General features: G+C 54.7%; 18 protein-coding genes and 3 tRNA genes. 10 read left to right on the top strand and 11 right to left on the bottom strand.

Annotated features, from left to right (window positions below):
- Positions 1–53 precede the first annotated feature (53 nt).
- Positions 54–1,385, bottom strand: coding sequence for an amino-acid N-acetyltransferase (argA, locus tag ACMWKA_RS07895; protein ID WP_013098542.1), 1,332 nt, complete (start codon positions 1,383–1,385; stop codon positions 54–56).
- 227 nt (positions 1,386–1,612) lie between these two features.
- On the opposite strand from argA, the gene amiC reads away from it, so the two are divergent.
- Positions 1,613–2,866 (top strand): N-acetylmuramoyl-L-alanine amidase AmiC, encoded by a 1,254-nt coding sequence (amiC, locus tag ACMWKA_RS07890; protein ID WP_013098541.1) that lies wholly within the window; start codon positions 1,613–1,615, stop codon positions 2,864–2,866.
- A gap of 88 nt (positions 2,867–2,954) precedes the next feature.
- On the opposite strand, the gene ACMWKA_RS07885 is transcribed toward amiC, so the two are convergent.
- The 3 genes from ACMWKA_RS07885 to ACMWKA_RS07875 form a co-directional block, all read right to left on the bottom strand.
- A tRNA-Met gene (locus ACMWKA_RS07885) sits at positions 2,955–3,031 on the bottom strand.
- A 33-nt stretch (positions 3,032–3,064) separates the two neighbouring features.
- Positions 3,065–3,141: transfer RNA gene (locus ACMWKA_RS07880), tRNA-Met, on the bottom strand.
- Between the two features lie 34 nt (positions 3,142–3,175).
- A tRNA-Met gene (locus ACMWKA_RS07875) sits at positions 3,176–3,252 on the bottom strand.
- 209 nt (positions 3,253–3,461) lie between these two features.
- On the opposite strand from ACMWKA_RS07875, the gene mltA reads away from it, so the two are divergent.
- Together mltA and tcdA are read left to right on the top strand one after the other, a co-directional pair.
- Positions 3,462–4,559, top strand: coding sequence for a murein transglycosylase A (gene mltA, locus ACMWKA_RS07870; protein ID WP_367641696.1), 1,098 nt, complete (start codon positions 3,462–3,464; stop codon positions 4,557–4,559).
- A 76-nt stretch (positions 4,560–4,635) separates the two neighbouring features.
- On the top strand, positions 4,636–5,442 hold the full coding sequence (gene tcdA, locus ACMWKA_RS07865; RefSeq protein ID WP_013098539.1) for a tRNA cyclic N6-threonylcarbamoyladenosine(37) synthase TcdA: 807 nt from the start codon (positions 4,636–4,638) through the stop codon (positions 5,440–5,442).
- Here the strand turns inward: tcdA and csdE are convergent.
- Together csdE and csdA are read right to left on the bottom strand one after the other, a co-directional pair.
- Entirely contained in the window at positions 5,433–5,879 is a 447-nt protein-coding gene (csdE, locus tag ACMWKA_RS07860; RefSeq protein WP_023622033.1) for a cysteine desulfurase sulfur acceptor subunit CsdE, read from the bottom strand. The genes tcdA and csdE overlap by 10 nt on opposite strands.
- Entirely contained in the window at positions 5,879–7,084 is a 1,206-nt protein-coding gene (csdA, locus tag ACMWKA_RS07855) for a cysteine desulfurase CsdA (protein WP_262819652.1), read from the bottom strand. The genes csdE and csdA overlap by 1 nt, the downstream gene beginning before the upstream one ends.
- 192 nt (positions 7,085–7,276) lie before the next feature.
- Between csdA and ACMWKA_RS07850 the strand changes: the two genes are divergently transcribed.
- The 4 genes from ACMWKA_RS07850 (at position 7,277) to rlmM (ending at position 10,299) form a co-directional block, all read left to right on the top strand.
- A complete protein-coding gene (locus ACMWKA_RS07850) occupies positions 7,277–7,504 on the top strand; it encodes a YgdI/YgdR family lipoprotein (protein WP_008499648.1) in 228 nt (75 codons plus the stop codon).
- 349 nt (positions 7,505–7,853) lie between these two features.
- Positions 7,854–8,771 (top strand): glycine cleavage system transcriptional regulator GcvA, encoded by a 918-nt coding sequence (gene gcvA, locus ACMWKA_RS07845; protein WP_023622031.1) that lies wholly within the window; start codon positions 7,854–7,856, stop codon positions 8,769–8,771.
- 39 nt (positions 8,772–8,810) lie between these two features.
- The gene (locus ACMWKA_RS07840; RefSeq protein WP_003862756.1) at positions 8,811–9,206 is read left to right on the top strand and encodes a DUF423 domain-containing protein; all 396 of its coding nucleotides are present in this window, start codon (positions 8,811–8,813) and stop codon (positions 9,204–9,206) included.
- The gene (rlmM, locus tag ACMWKA_RS07835) at positions 9,199–10,299 is read left to right on the top strand and encodes a 23S rRNA (cytidine(2498)-2'-O)-methyltransferase RlmM (RefSeq protein WP_013098534.1); all 1,101 of its coding nucleotides are present in this window, start codon (positions 9,199–9,201) and stop codon (positions 10,297–10,299) included. The genes ACMWKA_RS07840 and rlmM overlap by 8 nt, the downstream gene beginning before the upstream one ends.
- A 42-nt stretch (positions 10,300–10,341) precedes the next feature.
- Here rlmM and xni read toward each other — a convergent pair whose 3' ends face one another.
- The 5 genes from xni to queF all read right to left on the bottom strand — a co-directional run bounded on the left by xni (position 10,342) and on the right by queF (position 16,773).
- Entirely contained in the window at positions 10,342–11,097 is a 756-nt protein-coding gene (gene xni, locus ACMWKA_RS07830; protein ID WP_044157526.1) for a flap endonuclease Xni, read from the bottom strand.
- A gap of 112 nt (positions 11,098–11,209) precedes the next feature.
- Entirely contained in the window at positions 11,210–12,577 is a 1,368-nt protein-coding gene (locus ACMWKA_RS07825; protein WP_020689323.1) for an L-serine ammonia-lyase, read from the bottom strand.
- A 65-nt stretch (positions 12,578–12,642) separates the two neighbouring features.
- Complete coding sequence (locus ACMWKA_RS07820) at positions 12,643–13,938, bottom strand: HAAAP family serine/threonine permease (protein ID WP_013098531.1); 1,296 nt, start codon at positions 13,936–13,938, stop codon at positions 12,643–12,645.
- A gap of 511 nt (positions 13,939–14,449) precedes the next feature.
- Positions 14,450–15,814 (bottom strand): nucleotide 5'-monophosphate nucleosidase PpnN, encoded by a 1,365-nt coding sequence (ppnN, locus tag ACMWKA_RS07815; RefSeq protein ID WP_013098530.1) that lies wholly within the window; start codon positions 15,812–15,814, stop codon positions 14,450–14,452.
- A gap of 116 nt (positions 15,815–15,930) precedes the next feature.
- Complete coding sequence (queF, locus tag ACMWKA_RS07810; RefSeq protein WP_013098529.1) at positions 15,931–16,773, bottom strand: NADPH-dependent 7-cyano-7-deazaguanine reductase QueF; 843 nt, start codon at positions 16,771–16,773, stop codon at positions 15,931–15,933.
- Positions 16,774–16,841: 68 nt separating this feature from the next.
- Between queF and syd the strand changes: the two genes are divergently transcribed.
- The 3 genes from syd to truC all read left to right on the top strand — a co-directional run bounded on the left by syd (position 16,842) and on the right by truC (position 19,129).
- Positions 16,842–17,387, top strand: coding sequence for a SecY-interacting protein (gene syd / locus ACMWKA_RS07805; RefSeq protein WP_013098528.1), 546 nt, complete (start codon positions 16,842–16,844; stop codon positions 17,385–17,387).
- A 630-nt stretch (positions 17,388–18,017) separates the two neighbouring features.
- Positions 18,018–18,347, top strand: coding sequence for a YqcC family protein (locus tag ACMWKA_RS07800; RefSeq protein ID WP_335261807.1), 330 nt, complete (start codon positions 18,018–18,020; stop codon positions 18,345–18,347).
- Positions 18,344–19,129 (top strand): tRNA pseudouridine(65) synthase TruC, encoded by a 786-nt coding sequence (gene truC / locus ACMWKA_RS07795; RefSeq protein ID WP_013098526.1) that lies wholly within the window; start codon positions 18,344–18,346, stop codon positions 19,127–19,129. Before ACMWKA_RS07800 ends, truC begins: the two co-directional genes overlap by 4 nt.
- Positions 19,130–19,140: the final 11 nt, after the last annotated feature.

The following is a 19,140-nucleotide window of genomic DNA, read 5'->3' as shown; positions in this document are numbered from 1 at the left end:
TGAGGTGAGAAAGAGAGGCCGGGTCGGCGCAACGCCACCCGGCGAAGGATCTGTTATCCCAGATCGGCCATCAGCACCTTTGAGCGGCGTTGATAGTTGTACATCTCTTTTTTACTTTCAGGCAGCAAATCAATATCTACAGGCGTAAAGCCGCGCTCCTGGAACCAGTGAATACTGCGCGTGGTCAGGACGAACAGCTTGCTCAGGCCCATCTGGCGCGCCTGAGCCGCCACGCGCTCAAGCAGCATCTCGCCGCGTGAAGAGCTGCGGTAGTCTGGATGGACGGCAACGCAGGCCATTTCGCCGATCTTCTCCTCCGGGAACGGATAGAGCGCGGCGCAGGCGATGGTCAGATTATCGCGCTGGATAATCGTAAATTTGTCGATCTCCATTTCCAGCTGTTCGCGGGAACGGCGTACCAGGATCCCTTGCTGCTCCAGCGGGCGAATTAACTCCAGAATACCGCCGATATCGTTAATGGTGGCGCGGCGGATCTGCTCCGCACTCTCCATTACAATCTGGGTGCCGATACCGTCGCGGGAGAACAGCTCCTGCAGAAGGGCACCGTCTTCCTGATAGCTGATGAGATGGCTGCGACGCACGCCGCTGCGGCAGGCTTTCACAGCACCGCGCAGGAACCGGACGGTACCAGAGTAGTAATCTCCCTCGGCTTCCAGCGCTTCCACGCGGGCCTGGGCCTCATTCGGGAAGAGCTCTGGCACGATCACCCCTTCTTCGTTCACGACGCCCTGAGAGGAGCAAAACCCAATCATTTTCTCCGCCTTCAGTTTGATCGCCAGCTGGGTGGCAATCTCTTCTGAAGTGAGGTTAAAGCTCTCGCCGGTTACGGAAACGGCCACCGGCCCCATCAATACAATGGCACCGCTGTCCAGCTGACGATGAATGGCTTCCTCATCAATACGACGAATGCGTCCGCTGTGGCAATAGTCCACCCCGTCGTCCACGCCGAGAGGCTGAGCGATGATGAAGTTACCGCTGACGACGTTGATATGCGCCCCCTGAAGCGGCGTGTTGTTCAGGCTCATGGACAGACGAGCGGTGATATCAAGCTGCAGCAGACCCGCTGCCTGTTTCACCAGCTCAAGGGTTTTGGCATCCGTAACGCGGGTATGTTTGTGATAAATCGGCTCGTGATGGTGTGCGGCCAGGTTCGCATCGATCTGCGGACGCGCACCATACACCACCACCAGGCGGATGCCGAGGCTGTGCAGCAGGCCAATGTCATTGACGATGCTGGAAAAGTTTTCATGCTCAATGGCTTCGCCGCCGAGCATGATGACAAACGTTTTTCCCCGATGGGCGTTGATATAGGGAACAGAATGGCGGAATCCCTGGACCAGTTCGGTTCTACGTTCCTTCACCATGGCACAACCCTTAATGAATGTTTATTCGTAATTTCTGTATTTTTATTCGATTGTGGCCGCATGTGCAAGCCTAAATTTTCTGCGACCCACAGAAAATAATAAGTAATCCGTGCGTTAACGTATGATTGTTTACCCTTTTATAGATGACAGTTTATGCGTCATTCGTTAAAGTTTTCGGTCAATTTTGATGTTTTGTCTGTCAATCAGATTTCTTGCTCGGGAGAAGCATGTCGGGATCCAATTCAGCAATAAGCCGCCGCCGTTTGTTAAAAGGGGCAGGGGCGATGTGGCTGCTCAGCGTCAGCCAGGTGGGTCTTGCCGCCACAAGTCAGGTGGTGGCGGTGCGCGTCTGGCCGTCGTCAACCTATACGCGCGTGACGGTGGAATCCAATCGGGTGCTGAAATATAAGCAATTTGCCCTGAGCAACCCTGAGCGTGTGGTGGTAGATCTCGAAGGCGTTAACCTGAACTCCGTTCTGAAGGGGATGGCGGCGCAGATCCGCGGTGACGATCCGTTTATCAAATCGGCGCGCGTTGGGCAGTTTGATCCGCAAACCGTGCGCATGGTGTTTGAACTCAAGCAGAACGTGAAACCGCAGCTGTTCGCCCTTGCGCCTGTGGCATCGTTCAAAGAGCGTCTGGTGATGGATCTCTATCCGGCGAATGCAACGGACATTCAGGATCCGCTCCTGGCGTTACTGGAAGACTACAACCAGGGCAATCTGGAGAAACAGGTTCCACCTGCGCAAAGTGGTCCGCAGCCCGGAAAAGCAGGGCGCGATCGCCCGATTGTGATCATGCTCGATCCTGGCCACGGCGGAGAAGACTCGGGTGCGGTAGGCAAATACCGGACGCGGGAAAAAGATGTGGTGTTGCAGATTGCCCGCCGTCTGAAGGCGTTAATCGATAGAGAGGGCAACATGCGCGCCTACATGACGCGTAATGAAGACGTCTTTATTCCGTTGAAAGTCCGCGTGGCAAAAGCCCAGAAGCAGCGGGCGGATCTCTTCGTCTCTATCCATGCTGATGCTTTTACCAGCCGTCAGCCGAGTGGATCGTCAGTATTTGCGCTCTCAACCAAAGGGGCAACCAGTACCGCGGCGCGTTACCTCGCGGACACGCAGAACGCCTCGGATCTCATCGGTGGTGTGAGCAAAAGCGGCGACCGCTACGTCGATCACACCATGTTCGACATGGTGCAATCGCTGACCATTACCGACAGCCTGAAGTTTGGTAAAGCGGTACTGGGCAAGCTGGGGCGGGTCAATAAGCTGCACAAAAACAGCGTCGAGCAGGCCGGGTTTGCGGTGCTGAAGGCACCGGATATTCCGTCTATCCTGGTTGAAACGGCGTTTATCAGTAACGTGGAAGAGGAGCGTAAGCTCAAGACGGCCAAATTCCAGCAGGAAGTGGCTGAGTCGATTCTGGCAGGGATCCGGGCGTATTTCTCTGACGGGGCGACGCTGGCACGACGTGGATAATGCTGAACGCCGGGTTAACCCCCGGCAAATTCACAAACGACAGATACAAAAAAACACCCTTAAGGGTGTTTATTGTTTTTAGAAGTATTGGTTGCGGGGGCCGGATTTGAACCGACGACCTTCGGGTTATGAGCCCGACGAGCTACCAGGCTGCTCCACCCCGCGGCACCGTACTGCTTTTACTTCATCAAATTTGATTGGTTGCGGGGGCCGGATTTGAACCGACGACCTTCGGGTTATGAGCCCGACGAGCTACCAGGCTGCTCCACCCCGCGGCACCGTACTGCTTATACTTCATCAAATTTTAATTGGTTGCGGGGGCCGGATTTGAACCGACGACCTTCGGGTTATGAGCCCGACGAGCTACCAGGCTGCTCCACCCCGCGTCCGTGGAAGCGCACTATACTCGGTTAGGTTTGTGATGCAACCCCTTTTTCACATAATTCATTAATTTTGTATGTAAATTGAACGACATTGAAACCTTTGGACTATTTTTTGCTCAGAATTTGCCAAAGGGCATGTGATTCCGTTTCATTAGAACAGTGGGTTTGTTATCTTCATCATGCGGAAATGGGCAACTTAAAGACGAGATATAATGAAAGGACGTTGGGCAAAGTATCTGATCACGGGCGCAATGGTAGCCATTCTTGCGGCCTGTTCTTCTAAACCGACCGATCGCGGTCAACAGTATAAAGACGGGAAGTTATCCCAGCCTTTCTCTTTAGTTAACCAGCCGGATGCTGTCGGCGCACCGATCAACGCCGGTGATTTCTCCGAGCAGGTTTACCAGATCCGCAATGCGTCGCCGCGCCTGTATGGTGCCCAGAGTAGCGTCTATAACGCGGTGCAGGACTGGCTGCGCGCGGGCGGCGATACGCGCAATATGCGTCAGTTTGGTATCGACGCCTGGCAGATGGAAGGGGCGGACAACTACGGCAACGTGCAGTTTACCGGCTATTACACCCCGGTTATCCAGGCGCGACATACGCGTCAGGGCGAATTCCAGTATCCTATTTATCGTATGCCGCCAAAACGTGGTCGCCTGCCGTCCCGTGCGGAGATCTACGCCGGTGCGCTTAGCGAAAACTACGTCCTGGCTTACAGCAACTCCCTGATGGATAACTTCATCATGGACGTTCAGGGCAGCGGCTACATCGATTTTGGTGACGGTTCTCCGCTGAACTTCTTTAGCTACGCCGGTAAAAACGGCCATGCCTATCGCAGCATTGGTAAAGTGCTGATCGACCGTGGCGAAGTGAAAAAAGAAGATATGTCGATGCAGGCGATCCGCGAGTGGGGCGAAAAACACAGTGAAGCTGATGTACGCGAGCTGCTGGAGCAGAACCCGTCGTTCGTCTTCTTCAAACCGCAAAACTTTGCGCCGGTGAAAGGGGCGAGCGCCGTGCCGCTGATTGGCCGTGCGTCGGTAGCATCGGATCGTTCCATCATTCCTGCGGGCACCACGCTGCTGGCAGAAGTGCCGCTGCTGGATAATAACGGTAAATTTAACGGCCAGTACGAGCTACGTCTGATGGTGGCACTGGACGTTGGTGGCGCGATTAAAGGCCAGCACTTCGATATTTATCAGGGAATTGGTCCGGATGCCGGTCATCGGGCGGGCTGGTATAACCACTATGGCCGCGTATGGGTACTGAAGACAGCGCCTGGCACCGGAAACGTATTCAGCGGCTGATTGTGGTATTCTGAGCGGAATACGGATTACTGTTCAGGGTGAGGAAAAACCTCACCCTTTTTACATCTGAGGTTTTATGTCTGTGGTAATCAGCGACGCCTGGCGCCAGCGTTTTGGCGGTACGGCACGTCTCTATGGTGAAAAAGCCCTGCAGCTGTTTGCGGATGCGCATGTCTGCGTCGTGGGCATTGGTGGTGTGGGCTCGTGGGCTGCAGAAGCGCTGGCGAGAACCGGTATTGGCGCAATCACGCTGATTGATATGGATGACGTGTGCGTCACCAACACCAACCGTCAAATCCATGCCCTGCGTGACAACGTCGGCCTGGCAAAATCTGAGGTCATGGCAGAGCGTATCCGCCTGATCAACCCGGAATGTCGGGTCACGGTGATTGATGATTTTGTGACGGCGGATAATGTCGCAGACTATATGAGTAAGGGCTACAGCTACGTGATTGACGCGATCGATAGCGTGCGTCCAAAAGCGGCGCTTATTGCGTACTGTCGTCGTTACAAGGTGCCACTGGTGACCACCGGTGGCGCAGGCGGACAAATCGATCCCACACAGATTCAGGTGGCCGATCTGGCCAAAACCATTCAGGATCCGCTGGCGGCCAAGCTGCGTGAACGTCTGAAAAGCGATTTTAACGTGGTGAAAAACAGCAAGGGCAAGCTGGGCGTCGATTGTGTTTTCTCGACTGAAGCGCTGGTGTATCCGCAGGCGGACGGCTCGGTGTGTGCAATGAAAAGCACGGCGGAAGGGCCAAAAAGGATGGATTGCGCCTCAGGATTTGGCGCGGCCACTATGGTGACCGCCTCTTTTGGCTTTGTGGCGGTGTCTCACGCACTGAAAAAGATGATAGCGAAGGCGGAACGTCAGGCCTGAGCCTGACGGGCGGCGTCCTGCACCGCTTCGCTAAGGGCGACCAGGCCCTGACCGCGTGAGGCGCTCAGCTGCGCGCGCAGCCCTAACTCATCGAACAGAGCCAGCGGCGAGTGCGCCAGTAGCGTCGCCGCGCTTTTCCCTTCGATGGCGGTTAACAGCACTGCCAGCAGACCGCGCACGATACGTCCTTCGCTGTCGCCAAAGAAATGCAGTTTCTCACCGGATACGCTGAACCCAAGCCAGACGCGGTTTTCACAGCCCGCGATCTCTTTTGCCTGCGCTTTGAGATCGTCAGAAAGGGCCGGAAGCTGCTTACCCAGCAGGATCAGTTGACGATATTTATCTTCCCATTGTGTGAGCGGCGCGAAGGTCTGTTTTAACGTTTCTTCGGTGATCACTGTGCCAAACGGATGTCCGGCTAAAGCTGAGCTAGTCATTAATCCACCAGGAGTTCAAGGGCGCGGTCAACCGCGGAAATCAGCGCTTCGACATCGCTTTGGGTATTGTAAGGCGCAAACGAGGCGCGCAGTGTACCACTCACGCCAAGCGCTGCCAGCAGCGGCTGGGCACAGTGCTGCCCGGCACGCAGCGCAATGCCATATCCTGCCAGCAGGGTCACCATGTCGCTATGGTGTACGCCCGCAAAATCAAAGGCTAACAGGCTTGAATCCTGCACGCGGAACGAACGGAAGCCAGGGCGTTTTTTAAGCTCCTCTTCAGCCAGCGTCGCCAGACCCCGGCTCCAGCTTTCCGCCTGGACAATGTCCGTTTCGGCGAGCCATTCGAGCGCGGCGCTCAGGCCAATGACGCCCGCCACGTTTGGCGTACCCGCTTCCAGCCGGTAAGGGACGTCCTGGGTTTTAAAGCCCTCGAAAGAGACTTCCGCGATCATCTTGCCGCCACCGAGCCATGGCGTCATTTGTGCCAGCAGCTCAGGCTTACCGTACAGCGCCCCGATACCGGTTGGTCCGTAGAGCTTATGCCCTGAGAAGGCATAAAAATCGATATCCAGTTTTTGCACATCGGCCGGGAAATGGACCACGCCCTGCGCGCCGTCAACCATCACTATGATGCCGTTGGCATGCGCGATGCGGATAGCCTGCGCCAAATCCGGGCAGCCACCGGTGACGTTGGACATCTGTCCAAGCGCCAGAATGCGGCTGCGCGGTGTAATCAGCTCCGGTAACTGTGCTACGTCCGGCAGGTAATCTGTCCCCAGCGGGAGCTTCACCACCCGTGCCCCTGTTTGCTCTGCCACCATCAGCCATGGGACCAGGTTGGCGTGATGTTCCGCTTCACTGACGATGATCTCGTCTCCGGGCTGAAGCAGTGGGCGGGCATAACACTGGGCCACCATGTTTATGGCTTCGGTGGTACCCCGCGTCCAGACGATATTTTTCCCGCTTTCGGCATTGATCAGACGAGCAACCTGATCGCGTGCCGCTTCGTAGCGTGCGGTTAAGCGCTGGGCCTCGGCAAACTGGCTACGATGCACATTGCCTGCGCTCAGGCTGTAAAACTGCTGCGTTGCCTCAATAACCGCCTGCGGCTTTAAGGCTGTGGCAGCGCTATCGAGATAAATACCGGCATCGGCCAGCGCCGGAAACTGTGCGCGAAACTGCGCAGGGCTGAAAGCGTTCATGGAATTCCTCATTGCATTACTGAGATCGTCGCGCAATTTCAGCGGCAGGGCAAGGAGGTTGATATCTATCAGAATTGTCTGCTTATCCCAACGCCCCTGAAAAAGCAGGTTATGCTAAATAGTGTTAGGCGGATGTTTTAGCCTGTTATAAATCGAGGTTTGAATAGCATTAATTGCTAAAGGAGAAGAATCATGAATAAGACAGCTGCAATCATTTCTGCCTGTGCGTTTACTTTTGCCCTGAGCGCCTGTTCTGGTAACAACTACGTCATGCACACTAACGATGGTCGTTCCATTGTTTCGGAAGGGAAACCGACAACCGATAACGATACCGGGATGATTTCATACAAAGATGCTAACGGGAACAAGCAGCAGATCAACCGCACGGACGTGAAAGAGATGAAAGAGATCGAGCATTAACAGATCGCTAAGCAAAAAAAAGCACCGCAAATTGGCGGTGCTACATTAATCACTATGGACAGACAGGGTAAATGTACAGGAAGTGAAAAATTGGTAGCGTTGCTACCGTGGTCTGAATCGCAGACCAATTGCAAACACAACAACACAACATCACAACCGTAAGCCAAAAGCTCTTCAGAACACGCATTCCAAAAAAAGCTTCTCGTTCCGGCTCAGGAAGTGCCGCCACTATAGGTATTTGCTGGTAGTTCCTCAACGGACAAATTATAATGGCTCAGATAAAAAAAACTAATAGGTTAAACGTTGTTTCCTGTTTGTTAAATCTCGTTAACATCTAAGCCAGATAACCATGTCCAAGCGATTGCCACCCCTAAATGCATTACGTGTTTTTGATGCAGCAGCACGTCATCTAAGCTTCACCCGCGCAGCAGATGAGCTTTTTGTGACACAGGCCGCAGTAAGTCACCAAATCAAGTCCCTGGAGGATTTTCTGGGCCTCAAGCTGTTTCGCCGACGCAACCGTTCGCTGTTGCTGACGGAAGAGGGGCAGAGCTATTTTCAGGATATTAAAGAGATTTTTTCCCAGCTCACGGAAGCCACGCGCAAGCTGCAGGCCAGGAGTGCAAAAGGCGCACTGACGGTCAGTTTATTGCCCAGTTTTGCCATTCAGTGGCTGGTGCCCAGACTCTCAAGCTTTAACTCAGCTTATCCGGGAATTGATGTCAGGATCCAGGCGGTGGATCGTCAGGAAGACAAACTGGCGGACGATGTGGACGTTGCCATTTTTTATGGGCGTGGTAACTGGCCGGGCTTGCGTGTCGAGAAATTATACGCAGAATATCTGCTGCCAGTCTGTTCACCGCTGCTTTTGACAGGCGATAAAGCGTTAAAAACGCCCGCCGATCTGGCACAACATACGCTGTTACACGATGCTTCTCGCCGCGACTGGCAAACTTATACCCGTCAATTAGGTCTTAATCATATAAACGTGCAGCAGGGCCCCATCTTTAGCCACAGTGCGATGGTGCTACAGGCTGCCATTCACGGACAGGGCATTGCGTTGGCGAACAACGTCATGGCGCAGTCCGAAATTGAGGCCGGCCGTCTGGTTTGCCCTTTTAATGATGTACTGGTCAGCAAGAATGCGTTTTATCTGGTTTGTCATGACAGTCAGGCAGAACTGGGTAAAATAGCCGCTTTCCGGCAGTGGATACTGGCGAAAGCGGCGAGCGAGCAAGAAAAATTCCGCTTCAGGTATGAACAATAACTTTTGTGTGCCGGGCACGCATTACTTTAGGACTGAAACATGACCAGCCGATTCATGCTGATTTTTGCCGCGGTGAGTGGCTTTATTTTTGTTGCACTGGGCGCGTTTGGCGCACATGTCTTAAGCAAGTCTTTGGGTGTGGTGGAGATGGGCTGGATCCAGACCGGCCTTGAATACCAGGCGTTCCATACGCTGGCTATTTTTGGGCTGGCGGTAGCGATGCAGCGCCGCATCAGCATCTGGTTTTACTGGAGCAGCGTTTTCCTGGCGCTGGGTACGGTGCTGTTCAGCGGCAGCCTTTACTGCCTTGCGCTCTCGCATTTGCGCCTGTGGGCGTTTGTTACACCTGTCGGCGGCGTCAGCTTCCTGGCAGGGTGGGTATTAATGTTTATCGGAGCTATCCGTCTGAAACGCAAGGGCGTTGTTCATGAATAAGGTTGTTTTATATTGTCGCCCGGGGTTTGAGAAAGAGTGCGCCGCGGAAATTACGGATAAAGCGGCGAAGCGAGAAGTCTTCGGTTTTGCGCGCGTTAAGGATAATGCGGGCTATGTGGTGTTCGAATGCTACCAGCCTGACGATGCGGATAAGCTGGCACGCGAGCTGCCGTTCAGTTCACTGATCTTTGCGCGCCAGATGTTTGTCGCGGGTGAGCTGCTGAAAGATCTCCCGCCAGAAGATCGCATCACCCCGATTGTGGGCATGCTGCAGGGCGTGGTCGAGAAGGGGGGCGATTTGCGCGTTGAAGTGGCCGACACCAACGAAAGCAAAGAGCTGATGAAGTTCTGCCGTAAGTTCACCGTACCGCTGCGCGCGGCGCTGCGTGATGCCGGCGTGCTGACAAACTACGAAACGCCAAAACGTCCAGTCGTGCATATCTTCTTTATTGCCCCGGGCTGCTGCTACGCCGGTTACTCTTATACCAACAACAACTCTCCGTTCTTTATGGGGATCCCACGCCTGAAGTTCCCGGCTGATGCGCCGAGCCGTTCAACCCTGAAGCTGGAGGAGGCGTTTCACGTCTTTATTCCGGCGGATGAGTGGGATGAGCGTCTGGCCAACGGCATGTACGCGGTCGATCTCGGCGCGTGCCCAGGTGGCTGGACCTATCAGCTGGTGAAACGCAACATGTGGGTGTCGTCTGTTGATAACGGCCCGATGGCGCAAAGCCTGATGGACACCGGGCAGGTCACGTGGCTGCGTGAAGACGGTTTCCGCTATCGTCCAACCCGCAATAACATCTCCTGGATGGTGTGCGATATGGTGGAAAAACCAGCGAAAGTGGCGGCGTTGATGGCCTCCTGGCTGGTGAACGGCTGGTGCCGTGAGACGATTTTTAACCTCAAGCTGCCAATGAAAAAGCGCTATGAGGAGGTCTCTCAGAACCTGGCCTATATTCAGCAGCAACTGGATGAACACGGCATTAATGTGGAGATCCAGGCGCGTCAGCTGTATCACGATCGCGAAGAGGTGACGGTGCATATTCGTCGCTGGTGGGCGGCCGTGGGCGGGCGTCGCGACGAGCGATAGGCCCCTCACCCTAACCCTCTCCCCAACGGGGAGAGGGGACTTTTAACGCTCTAACCTCAACTGCTGCAAATTCCCGTCCAGCTGTAAATCCGTCTGTAACGTCGCCACATCCCGGCAGATAAAGGCCATTTCTTTATGGGCCTCCAGCTTCTTACGCCATTTTTCCGGAACTTCATCGAGCCGGGCGTAGATCCCTTCCAGGTTCTGAAAATCCGTCAGCAACTGTGCGGCGCTTTTTGGCCCAATACCGGCAACGCCCGGCACTTTAGAGCTGCTGATCCCCGCCAGCCCCCAGTAGTCAGGAAGTTGCTCAGGTGAGACGCCAAATTCACTGGCAATAAACGGGGCGTCGAGCCAGCGTTTCTGGAAGTAATCACGAATGCGGATAGTGGGTGAGAGCAGCTGGCAGTAGCCTTTATCCGTCGACACAATGGTTGCCTGATGCCCGGCGCTGGCCACTTTGACCGCAAGCGTCGCCGCGAGATCGTCCGCTTCATTGCCCTGGGCGCCCCAGCAGGGCACGCCGCGCTTTTCGAATGCCGAGCGAATCATCGGCATTTCTGAATGCAAATCGTCCGGCATGGGGGCGCGTCCGGCTTTATAGTCCGGCAAACGCTGATGTCGCCAGCCGGAATTACGCGCCTCGTCATCAAATACGGCCACGACATGCGTCGGTTCGCTGTGGCGAATAAGTTGCTCCAGCGCGTGCAGACAGGTGTCCTTACAGGGCGTGCCTTGCACTGCATGGATCCGGCGAATCAGGTTGAGCGCGTCGACGATAAGCAAATGAACAGCCACAGATAATCTCCCTTCTGTCTCATGAAGGAAGGGTAACACTGTCAGCGGTATGAAACTATGCGCGGCGGGGAAAACAGGAAGAAGCCTCGCAAAACGAGGCTTCCTGAGAGGCTTAATCGCAGGTCACGATCTTCATTGCCAGACCACCGCGAGAGGTTTCACGGTATTTGGCGTTCATATCTTTACCGGTTTCGTACATGGTTTCGATAACCTTATCGAGGCAGACGCGTGGCTCGCTGGTGCGGCGCAGCGCCATTCGTGCGGCGTTCACTGCCTTCACGGAGGCGATCGCGTTACGTTCGATACACGGCACCTGAACCTGTCCGGCAACCGGGTCACAGGTCAGCCCCAGGTTATGCTCCATGCCGATTTCGGCGGCAATGCAGACCTGCGCCGGGCTTGCGCCTAACAGCTCTGCCAGACCCGCAGCGGCCATGGAACAGGCCACGCCCACTTCACCCTGACAGCCCACTTCCGCGCCGGAAATGGAGGCGTTCATCTTATACAGAGAACCAATCGCACTGGCGACCAGCAGGTAGCGCGCCAGCGAGTTGGCATTCACTTCACGGATAAACTTGTCGTAGTACGCCAGTACGGCCGGAACGATACCGCAGGCGCCGTTGGTTGGCGCCGTGACCACGCGCCCCCCTGCGGCGTTCTCTTCGTTCACCGCCAGGGCGAACATGTTGATCCAGTCTACGACGGCCATTGGGTCGGTGGTCGTTTTATCGGTGCTCACCAGCATACGGCGCAGCGCGGCCGCACGACGCGGTACGCGAAGCTTACCGGGCAGAACGCCTTCGGTGGTGATCCCGCGTTCAATCCCGCCGCGCATCACCTCCCAGACGTTAGCAAAGTGCTGTTCCAGCTCCGCTTTGCTGTGCAGGGCCAGCTCGTTTTTCATCATCAGACCGGAGAGGGAAAGCCCCGTCTCCTGACAGTGACGCTGGAGATCGGCCGCAGTTTTGTACGGATACGGCACGTCAACAGATGAGGTGCTGGTTTGACCAAAGTGGTCTTCGTCGACGATAAACCCGCCGCCGATAGAGTAATAGGTCTGGCTGTAAACCGCAGTGTCGCCGGCCAGCGCGGTAATGCGCATGCCGTTTTCGTGCAGCGACAGGTTGTCCGCATGGAAATTCATGCAATGGTCAACCGGGAATTCCACTTCGTGTTCGCCGTTTGCCAGCAGCAGGCGACCGTGGGTGTTTACGTCCTGGATAAAGCCAGGGATCGCATCAATATCAACGGTATCCGGCAGGTTTCCCGCCAGGCCCATGATAATGGCGATATCGGTATGGTGGCCTTTTCCGGTCAGGGAAAGCGAGCCGTACACATCGACAACCACGCGGGTGATGTCGTGCAAGATGCCGCGTGCAATCAAGTCATCCGTGAACTGCTTACCGGCTTTCATTGGTCCGACAGTGTGAGAGCTGGAAGGACCAATACCGATTTTGAAGATATCGAATACGCTAATCATGATGCGTCCATTGCTTTCAGTCAGAGAGGAAGGAGTGCGCCGTCCGGGGACGGCGCGGGTGATAATCAGAACATGGTGTACAGGGAGTAGAAGATCGCAGAGATAGCGATAAGCCCCATGATAACCACAAAGATGTTGCTCACATGACCGCTGTACTTACGCATAGCAGGGACTTTCTGAATTGCGTACATCGGCATCAGGAACAGAATCATCGCGATAACCGGACCGCCCAGGGTTTCAATCATGCCCAGGATGCTTGGGTTCAGCGTAGCAACGGCCCAGGTGGTAAGCAGCATGAACAGTGCAGTGATTTTGTTCAGCTTGCTGATTTCAATGCTCTTGCCTTTACCGCGCAGAGATTTGATCACCATACCGTTAAAACCTTCACGTGCGCCCAGGTAGTGGCCGAGGAAGGATTTGGTGATGGCGATAATGGCGATGATCGGTGCCATCCACGCAATAATCGGTGCGTTAAAGTGGTTCGCCAGGTAAGACAGAATGGAGATGTTCTGCTCTTTCGCTGCTGCCAGGTCCGCCGGGGAGAGGCTCAGTACGCAGCTGAAGACGAAGAACATTACGGTCAGCACCATCATGATGTGTGCACGTGCCAGGATGCTGGAGCACTTCTTCTCTGCGCCTGCGCCGTACTCTTCACGCTTCGCCACAGCGAAGGAAGAGATGATCGGGGAATGGTTGAAGGAGAAGACCATTACCGGAATCGCCAGCCACAGGGTCATCATCAGGCCGTTACCGGTTGCAGATGCGCTGCTCAGGGAGAGGGTTTCCAGCGCCGCACCGTTCCACTGTGGGATCAGGTAGCAGGCCAGCACCATCAGTGCGGCAACAAACGGGAACACCAGAACGCTCATCGCTTTAACGATCATCTGCTCGCCGAAGCGCACAATGGTCATCATACCGACGATCAGGATCAGGGACAGAATGGCACGCGGTGGCGGCGTCATCTGCAGCTGGTGCGTCATGAAGCTTTCAACGGTGTTGGTGATCGCCACGCTGTAAACCAGCAGAATCGGGTAAATGGCGAAGAAGTAGAGCAGGGTAATCAGTTTCCCTGCACCAACGCCGAAATGCTCTTCAACCACTTCAGTGATGTCTTCGCCCGGGTTTTTACCGGACAGCACGAAGCGGGTCAGACCGCGGTGTGCGAAGAAGGTCATCGGGAACGCGATGATGGCCATAATGATCAGCGGGATCAGACCGCCGACGCCTGCGTTGATAGGAAGGAACAGTACACCAGCGCCGATTGCTGTGCCGTAAAGGCCAAGCATCCACATGGTATCCGTTTTGCGCCAACCACTTCGGGATTCAATCGAAGCAACGGTGCTGGTTTGAGTGGTTTCCATCTGTATCTCCTGGAGGAAGCAAATTGTCAGGTTTGTAGTCAAATCCGATGAAAAAATGCCTGACGGTAATATGAAATTCGTTCAGTGACGGTTTTTTAATAATTTTCACCCGTAACTATTGGCGGGCGGAAAGATACATTCTACTTATGAATGTATCAGTGATCGCGATCCCAAATGCAATAATCCACTCATGATGTGGGTATATTTAGACCATTTCTCTGTTAAAAAAACATCAAAGAGAATTTACGGGCGCGAAGGCTATCATTAACAACATATGTCCGGAAAGAGCGGCCCCGAAGATAGGTGTCTTGCGCTGTAAAGATGGTGGGTTTTAGGATTTTCTGATGAGTAATTTGCTTTAAAGCTGATAATTTATGGTTTTAAAATCCAGGTAATCGTTTGCGTTGGCGTGCAGTTTATAAATTCTATAAGCGATAACTATGAATTGATGCGAAAAAAAGGCCGGGTAACGACAGAACGCGCCCCGGCCCTCAGAAGAACGATTAACGCCTTATGTGCAGATTTCGTAGCAAGGAATATACGCCGAGCCCGGCAGCTTCATACGGTGTTGGGCGACAAAGCCCTGCAGCATGTCGTCCATGCGGCGCATCATCTCCGGGTCACCGTGGATCTTATACGGGCCAAACTGCTCAATGGCGCGGATCCCCACCTCTTTCACGTTACCCGCCACAATGCCCGAGAAGGCGCGTCGCAGGTCGGCGGCCAGCACTTCTACCGGCTGGTCAGGATAGAGTTTCAGGTTCGCCATATTCTCATGCGAAGGCTCGAACGGGATCTGCAGATCCGGCGCAATACGGATTGACCAGTTAAAGCTGTAGGCATCACCGGTATCACGACGGTTCTCTTTCACCAGCGGCATCGCTTTTTTCATCTGACGCGCCACTTCTGCCGCATCGTCAATGATAATGCGATAGTGACGACGCGCGGCTTCACCCAGCGTATGCACGATAAACTCGTCCAGCACGCGGAAGTAGTCGGCACTCTCTTTCGGCCCGGTCAGGATCAGCGGCAGAACCTGATCTTTGTTGGCCGGGTTCATCAGGATCCCCAGCAGATAGAGCAGCTCCTCTGCCGTACCCACGCCGCCGGGGAAGATGATGATGCCGTGAGCGATACGGACAAACGCTTCCAGGCGCTTTTCGATATCCGGCATGATAATCAGCTCGTTGACCAGCGGGTTAGGTGGCTCAGCGGCGATGATCGACGGCTCGGTCATGCCGATAAAGCGCCCCTCTTTATAACGCTGCTGGGCATGACCCACGGCGGCACCTTTCATTGGCGCTTCCATCGCGCCTGGGCCACAGCCGGTGCAGATATTCAGCTCACGCAGACCGAGCTGGGTACCCACCCGACGGGCGTACAGGTATTCGGTTTCGTTAATGGAGTGACCGCCCCAGCAGACGACCATATTCGGTGCTTCGCCAACGTGCAGGGCACGGGCGTTACGCAGAATAGAAAACACCAGGTTGGTGATATGAACCGAGCTTTCCAGGTCAAGATGCTGGAAGCGGCCCGCGTTGTGGATCTGCCCGTTAACAAACAGGATGTCACGCAGCACGGCAAACAGGTTGGCCTGCAGGGAACGAATAATCCGCCCGTCGACGAAGGCCTCTTCCGGCGGGTTGATCACTTCAAGTTTCACGCCACGCTCACGGCGCAGCACGTTGATATCAAAGCTTTCGAAGCGGGATAACAGTTCTTTACTGTTGTCTGTCAGGCTTCCGGAGTTCAGTACGGCAAGTGAACAGTTACGAAACAGTTGATAAAGATCGCTGCTGGCCGTGCGTTTAAGCATGTCCACTTCCAGCTGCGACAACATATCCATTGAGCCAAGCGGGCTAATATGTGTAATCAAGTGAGCTCCTTATGGGACGATTATCGTCATTCCCTGCTGATTACAATAGCCCTGCCGCGTGACGTTTCACAACCTAAAGCGCTGCATTACCCGCGCATATTGTGAAAATATTTATATTACTGACGCACGAGTCGGCCCGTTGCAGGTACAAAATCGGTATTGGTGCGCCACGGGTTAATGTCCAGCCCGCCACGACGGGTGTAGCGCGCGTACACGCTCAGCGTTTCTGGCTGGCAGAAGCGCTGAATATCGCTGAAGATGCGCTCCACGCACTGCTCGTGGAATTCATTGTGATGGCGGAACGACACCAGATAGCGCAGCAGCTTTTCCCGGTCAATTTTGGGGCCGCGATACTGGATTTGCACAGAACCCCAGTCCGGCTGGTGGGTGATCAGGCAGTTGGACTTCAGCAGATGGCTGACCAGCGTCTCTTCCACGATCTTCCCGCTTGCCGCATTTTCCAGGTACCCGGCGCTGAACTCGTAGTTATCCACCTCGATATCCTGATCGTCAATGCAGGTGCCGTTAAAATGGGCGACAGGTTGCCCTTCCAGTTCATTCAGGCGATACAGCGCAACGGTCACGTTGCCCTGGGCACAGGCGCGTAAATCACGCTCCAGCGTGTGCTGAACCTCTTCCAGGCTGGTGAATTTGGTCTGATTAAAACTGTTGAGATACAGCTTGAAGCTTTTGGATTCCACCAGGTTAAGGCTGGCATGATCCAGCTCAACCTGGCCTACCGCCACCTGCGGCAGACCGCGAGCATTCAGCCAGGAGAGCTCATACAGCGTCCAGATATCACCGCCGACAAACGGCAGCGCGTCTGCACGCAGCCCTAAAGGATCGCGGTTAAGGCTGCGCGGAACGCCCTGCAGCAGGCTGGCATCGTAGGTGTCGCGGTAATCGGTCGATTTACCCAGCGTTAAGCCACTTAACGCCTGATGATTTTCGTAAGACATGTTTCATAGTCACTTTACAGGTACACTTAGGTCTGAGTTTATCCTGTCTTACCAGAAGAGAGAAATCGGTGGATATCGAAACTGCAAATGCCCTTAAGACCTTCACGACCCGTTACTGCGACGCATGGCATGACACCCGGGGCACCTGGCCGCAAAGTGCTGATCTCTATGGTGTGCCTTCGCCCTGCATTATCTCTTCGGTGGACGACTACGTTATCTGGCAGCCGCAGCCCTGGTCTGTCGAGGAGAATGTAAATGCGGTTGAACGGGCAATGGACATTGTGGTACAACCAGCGGTTCACGCGTTCTACACCACGCAGTTTGCAGGGGATATGCCTGCCCGCTTTGGTGAGGTAACGCTGACGCTGTTGCAGACCTGGAGCGAAGACGATCTGCAGCGTGTTCAGGAAAACCTGATTGGTCATCTGGTCACGCAAAAACGCCTTAAGCTTTCTCCGACACTCTTTATTGCCACGCTGGACAGTGAACTGGATGTTATTTCCGTCTGCAACCTGTCTGGTGAAGTGATCAAAGAGACAATCGGCACCCGCAATCGCGAGACCCTCGCCCCCTCACTTGCGGATTTCCTTACCCGACTTGAGCCGCTTCTGTAATCCATCATGCTACAGCGCGTGTGAGAGATCTCTTACACGGTTTGTGAGAGATCGCCGCAACGATCAGTATTACCTTACGTAATTAAGAAAAATATTATGATAATTATCAAGGAATTAATAAAATTCTGACGCAGCAAACCCGCTTTTCAGAGGCTGACAACGCTTACAGGGTAGGTTGTAAGACGAAGCGGAATAGCGGATTCTATCTCTGTCGACAGGACGCCGACACGAGAAACGAACATCAGGATGATGGCGCTTCTCACACAGGACACGTCAGGATGGCGCTGCAGGAAGGCTTCAGGATGAAGCAAAGGATCACGCAGGACGCGTAAGGGACACCTCCAGGAAGGAGAACGAGAGCCGCTCAGGATGATCGGTGGGTCAGGATGGCCAGGACGTTTCAGGATGAAACAGACACATCAGGACGATGTGTGCAGGATGCAAACAGTTTACGGATGAACAGGCCTTCGGGCTTCAGGAAAAGTTGTCACGGAAGAGCAGGGAGCATAAATTGTAGCTGGAATGCTGCGAAACGAACCGGGAGCACTGTTTTTACAGTGCTCCCTTTTTTTATTTCTGCTGCCTGCAATGCTATGCTGCGCGCCGTTCATTTTTTCAGTTGAGGTTACTATGACGCAACACGATAGCGTTCGTGCCCGGTTGCACGCCATCGAAGCTCTTATGCGCCAACATCAGCTGTGGCAGGAGACCGCGCCGCAGCCAGAGGCGTTCGCAAGTACCCAGCCGTTCTGCCTGGATACGCTGGCACCGTTTGAGTGGCTCCAGTGGGTGTTAATTCCCCGTATGCATGCGCTGCTGGAGGGGGGGCATCCGCTGCCGCAGGCGTTTGCGGTCTCGCCTTACTATGAAATGGCGCTGGAGGCCACCCACCCGGCGCGTGTTGTCATGCTGGCTGAGCTGGAAAAGCTGGATGCGTTGTTTGCCGGTGATGACGCATGACGCTTGAGATCCTCTATCAGGATGAGTGGCTGGTGGCAGTGAACAAACCGTCGGGATGGCTGGTGCACCGCAGCTGGCTGGATCGTGACGAGAAGGTGGTAGTGATGCAGACCGTGCGCGACCAGATTGGTCAGCATGTGTTTACCGCCCATCGCCTGGACAGACCCACCTCCGGTGTATTGCTAATGGGACTGTCCAGCGAAGCGGGTCGTCTGCTGGCGCAGCAGTTTGAGCAGCATCAGATCCAGAAACGCTACCACGCGATCGTGCGTGGCTGGCTGACAGAAGCCGCCACGCTTGACTATCCTCTGGTGGAAGAGCTGGACAAAATCGCCGATAAATTTGCCCGTGATGACAAAGGTCCGCAACCTGCGGTAACCGAGTATCGCGGTATGGCGACGACTGAAATGCCGGTGGCAACCAGCAAATTTCCCACCACTCGCTACAGCCTGGTTGAGCTTTTGCCCAAAACCGGGCGTAAACACCAGCTCCGCCGACACCTGAAGCATTTGCGACATCCGATTATCGGTGACAGCAAGCATGGCGATCTGCGCCAGAACCGCAGTGCGGCTGAACATTTTGGTTGCGATCGTCTGATGCTGCACGCAAGCGAACTGAGCCTGACGCATCCGTTTACCGGCAAACCTCTGACGATCCATGCGGGGCTGGATGATGTCTGGATGCAGGCGCTGTCACAGTTTGGCTGGCTGGGGCAACTCCCCAAAAATGAAAGGGTTGAGTTTGTACCGGGCAACGTTCAGGATGAACGGCAAGCGCAATAATTTAGGGAACA

The sequence above is a fragment of the Enterobacter sp. 03-F-07-AD-ECC genome, from assembly GCF_047530935.1.
Lineage (GTDB): Bacteria > Pseudomonadota > Gammaproteobacteria > Enterobacterales > Enterobacteriaceae > Enterobacter > Enterobacter cloacae.
Note: the sequence above shows the minus strand (reverse complement) of the source record. Positions and strands in the feature narration are given on the sequence as shown.

Excerpts from the sequence above, each read along its gene's own strand:
- argA (WP_013098542.1), bottom strand. The coding sequence starts at position 1,385 with ATGGTGAAGGAACGTAGAACCGAACTGGTCCAGGGATTCCGCCATTCT.
- amiC (WP_013098541.1), top strand. The coding sequence starts at position 1,613 with ATGTCGGGATCCAATTCAGCAATAAGCCGCCGCCGTTTGTTAAAAGGG.
- mltA (WP_367641696.1), top strand. The coding sequence starts at position 3,462 with ATGAAAGGACGTTGGGCAAAGTATCTGATCACGGGCGCAATGGTAGCC.
- tcdA (WP_013098539.1), top strand. The coding sequence starts at position 4,636 with ATGTCTGTGGTAATCAGCGACGCCTGGCGCCAGCGTTTTGGCGGTACG.
- csdE (WP_023622033.1), bottom strand. The coding sequence starts at position 5,879 with ATGACTAGCTCAGCTTTAGCCGGACATCCGTTTGGCACAGTGATCACC.
- csdA (WP_262819652.1), bottom strand. The coding sequence starts at position 7,084 with ATGAACGCTTTCAGCCCTGCGCAGTTTCGCGCACAGTTTCCGGCGCTG.
- ACMWKA_RS07850 (WP_008499648.1), top strand. The coding sequence starts at position 7,277 with ATGAATAAGACAGCTGCAATCATTTCTGCCTGTGCGTTTACTTTTGCC.
- gcvA (WP_023622031.1), top strand. The coding sequence starts at position 7,854 with ATGTCCAAGCGATTGCCACCCCTAAATGCATTACGTGTTTTTGATGCA.
- ACMWKA_RS07840 (WP_003862756.1), top strand. The coding sequence starts at position 8,811 with ATGACCAGCCGATTCATGCTGATTTTTGCCGCGGTGAGTGGCTTTATT.
- rlmM (WP_013098534.1), top strand. The coding sequence starts at position 9,199 with ATGAATAAGGTTGTTTTATATTGTCGCCCGGGGTTTGAGAAAGAGTGC.
- ACMWKA_RS07825 (WP_020689323.1), bottom strand. The coding sequence starts at position 12,577 with ATGATTAGCGTATTCGATATCTTCAAAATCGGTATTGGTCCTTCCAGC.
- ACMWKA_RS07820 (WP_013098531.1), bottom strand. The coding sequence starts at position 13,938 with ATGGAAACCACTCAAACCAGCACCGTTGCTTCGATTGAATCCCGAAGT.
- queF (WP_013098529.1), bottom strand. The coding sequence starts at position 16,773 with ATGTCTTACGAAAATCATCAGGCGTTAAGTGGCTTAACGCTGGGTAAA.
- ACMWKA_RS07800 (WP_335261807.1), top strand. The coding sequence starts at position 18,018 with ATGACGCAACACGATAGCGTTCGTGCCCGGTTGCACGCCATCGAAGCT.
- truC (WP_013098526.1), top strand. The coding sequence starts at position 18,344 with ATGACGCTTGAGATCCTCTATCAGGATGAGTGGCTGGTGGCAGTGAAC.